Below are 2,933 nucleotides of genomic sequence, written 5' to 3' on the forward strand. Positions count from 1 at the left end.
GTGCTCACGTACCCAAACGTACGCTCCGCTCCGGTTCTCGGAACCCACCATTTCGGCTCGGCCTGACCTGAATCTCAAAAGACCTTGGGCGAGAACAATCGCCCATGTCTGCCCACGGCCTCAGGCAGCGGACATATGACAATCAGATGTCGAAACTGACGACCTGATCCATCGTCTGCGACGGCAAAAGCTGGTCCATCTGGCGCGACGGCTGATCGCAGCCGGTCTCGCCGACGACGCGGGCCGGCACGCCGGCAACCGTCTTGTTGTGCGGCACAGGCGACAGCACCACCGAGCCGGCCGCGATCTTCGAGCAATGGCCGATTTCGATGTTGCCGAGTATCTTGGCGCCGGCGCCGATCAGCACGCCGTAGCGGATCTTGGGGTGGCGGTCGCCGCCGGCCTTGCCGGTGCCGCCCAGCGTCACGCCATGCAGGATCGACACGTCATCCTCGATGACCGCGGTCTCGCCGACCACGAGGCCGGTTGCGTGGTCGATGAAGATGCCCTTGCCAATGCGGGCGGCCGGGTTGATGTCGGTCTGGAAGACCGAGGACGAGCGGCTCTGCAGATAGAGCGCGAAATCCTTGCGCCCCTGGTTCCACAGCCAATGCGCCAGCCGATGCGTCTGGATGGCGTGGAACCCCTTGAAATAGAGCACCGGCATGATGAAGCGGTCGCAAGCCGGATCGCGATCGTAATAGGCCTGGATGTCGACACGCACCGTCGTCGGCCACTCCTTGTCGTCGGCCAGCATGGACTTGAAGGTCTGGCGGATGAGATCGGAGCCGATGTCCTGGTGCGCCAGCCGCTCGGCCAGCCGATGAATGACTGCTTCTTCCAGGCTGTCCTGGTTGAGGATGGTCGAATAGAGGAATGCAGCGAGCAGCGGGTCGCGGTTGACAGCCTCCATGGCCTCGTCGCGGATCGAACGCCAGATCGGATCGACCGGCTTCAATGCGCTGTGTCGGGAAATGCTGATGCTGTTCATCGCCGTCTCGTCCTGCGTCCTGCCTGGCTTGCCTGTTGTGCTTGCCTGCTGCCCGGCCGCACATATAAGCCAGATCATAGCACGATTGAACTCAATTTTCCTTAGTGCTTTGTCAAATGGATTTGGTTCGCGGGAATTCAAGCAGCCATGGAAAACGAACCCTTGATCGACGACGCGCTGAAAAGCGAGCTCTCAGGGCTCTACCGGGCACAGGGCCGCCACTACCACAACCTTGCCCATATCGAGGCGATGCTGGCGCTGGCTGGCGACTATCGAAGGTTGCTGGCCGATCCCGAGGCGATCGAAGCGGCGATCTGGTTCCACGATGCCGTCTATGACAGCAGGGCCAAGGACAATGAGGCGCAAAGTGCCGCCCTTGCCGAAAAAAAGCTGGCGGGCCGCACAGATCCTTCACGTCTCGACCGCATCTCGGCAATGATTGTCGCCACCGCCACGCACCAGGTGCCGCCGTTCGACGGCGCGACGGCCACACGGGACGCAAGTCTTTTCCTGGATATGGACCTGTCGATCCTGGGTGCCGCGCCGGACGCCTTCGACGCCTATGAGCGCGCCGTGCGGCGCGAGTACCACTGGGTGGAGGAGCTGATGTGGCGAGCCGGACGCAGTGCGGTCTTGAAGAGTTTCCTCGCCCGCCCGCATATCTTCCACACGCAAGAGTTTCGCCAGCGCTTCGAACCGCAGGCCCGGGAAAACATTGCGCGATCGCTGGCGGCCCTTGCAAACGGCTAAGGACAATCAGGATAGGCGCCTATCACGATGCCAAGCAGCCTCGTCCCCGACTACGGCACTGCTTCTCGCTGCCCGGGCCCTCCGCTCAGAGCGGATTTTCGGCATAGAACTCCAGCACGCGCTGCTTGAAGGTCTTGTCCCCGACGGCAAGCATATGATCGCGGCCCTCGATGTGGAAGGCCCTGGCGTTCGGCATCAACGCTGCAAGCTCATCGGGCGAGCCGCCTATGTCGTCGGTGGTGCCGACTGCGACCAGCGTCGGCTGGGCGATGCGGGCAACATCCTGCTCGCTCAGCAATTCGCGCGATTTGGCGATGCAAGCCGCCAAGGCACGGCGATCGCTGCGGGTCTGGTCGGCGAAGGCGCGAAACGACCGGCCGCGCGGATGGCTGGTCGCGGCCGGATCTTCGGCAAGCAGCGCGTCGGCAATCGGATCCCAATCGCCGACACCGTCGATCATGCCGATGCCGAGGCCGCCGAAGACCAGCGTCACCACCTTGTCCGGATCGGACAGCGCCATGAACGCCGCGATGCGCGCGCCCATGGAATAACCCATGACGTGGGCGCGCTCGATGCCGAGATGGTCGAGCAAGGCAGTGGCATCGGAGGCCATCTTGACCGGCGTATAGTCGGCCTCATCATAGCTCTTGGACGACGCGCCGTGGCCGCGATTGTCAAAGGTGATGGCGCGGTAACCGGCATCGTTCAGCGTCTTGAACCAGCCGGGCGACACCCAGTTGACATAGTGGCTCGAAGCGAAGCCGTGGATCATCAGCACCGGATCGCCCTCGCCCGATTCCGGCTGGCGCTCGAGGAAAGCAAGATCGAAGCCGTCATGGGTGAAAAACTGCATCAGCGACCCCGCTTGCGCACTCAACCGCCACCGCCATTGGGTGCATCGCCATTGTCGGCGGGCGGCATGCCGGGGCCGGACACCGTGCCCACCGCCGGATGGCGCAAAAGGTCGCCATACTCGATGCCGTTCCTGGCGGCAGTGCCGGCCTTGAGCTCAAGCACGAAGCGCACCGGTACACCAGGCGAAATGACGGCGTCTGATTGCGGCTCGCCGTGCTTGACCGCCCGGATCTTGCCGTCCTGGCCGACAAAAATCAGATCAAGCGGCATCGGGGTGTTGTGCATCCAGAAGCCAACCTGCTGCTGGACCTCGAAGACAAACAGCATGCCGTGGTTG

Annotated in this window: 4 protein-coding genes; 1 reads left to right on the forward strand and 3 read right to left on the reverse strand. The window is 63.0% G+C overall.

Annotation, left to right across the window (positions count from 1 at the left end):
- Positions 1-142 precede the first annotated feature (142 nt).
- Positions 143-991 (reverse strand): serine O-acetyltransferase, encoded by an 849-nt coding sequence (cysE, locus tag EN879_RS30490; RefSeq protein WP_013531333.1) that lies wholly within the window; start codon positions 989-991, stop codon positions 143-145.
- A 147-nt stretch (positions 992-1,138) separates the two neighbouring features.
- Here cysE and EN879_RS30495 point away from each other — a divergent pair, with 147 nt between their 5' ends.
- Positions 1,139-1,741: a hypothetical protein gene (locus EN879_RS30495; RefSeq protein ID WP_063168101.1), complete on the forward strand. Its 603-nt coding sequence runs from the start codon at positions 1,139-1,141 to the stop codon at positions 1,739-1,741.
- Between the two features lie 85 nt (positions 1,742-1,826).
- On the opposite strand, the gene EN879_RS30500 is transcribed toward EN879_RS30495, so the two are convergent.
- Positions 1,827-2,594, reverse strand: coding sequence for an alpha/beta hydrolase (locus EN879_RS30500; protein ID WP_063168102.1), 768 nt, complete (start codon positions 2,592-2,594; stop codon positions 1,827-1,829).
- Between the two features lie 20 nt (positions 2,595-2,614).
- Positions 2,615-2,933: DUF192 domain-containing protein (locus EN879_RS30505; RefSeq protein ID WP_164774680.1), on the reverse strand; the 319-nt coding region annotated here is incomplete at its 5' end.

This window comes from Mesorhizobium sp. M7A.F.Ca.AU.002.02.1.1 (assembly GCF_003998535.1).
In the GTDB taxonomy this organism is placed as follows: Bacteria; Pseudomonadota; Alphaproteobacteria; order Rhizobiales; family Rhizobiaceae; genus Mesorhizobium; species Mesorhizobium ciceri.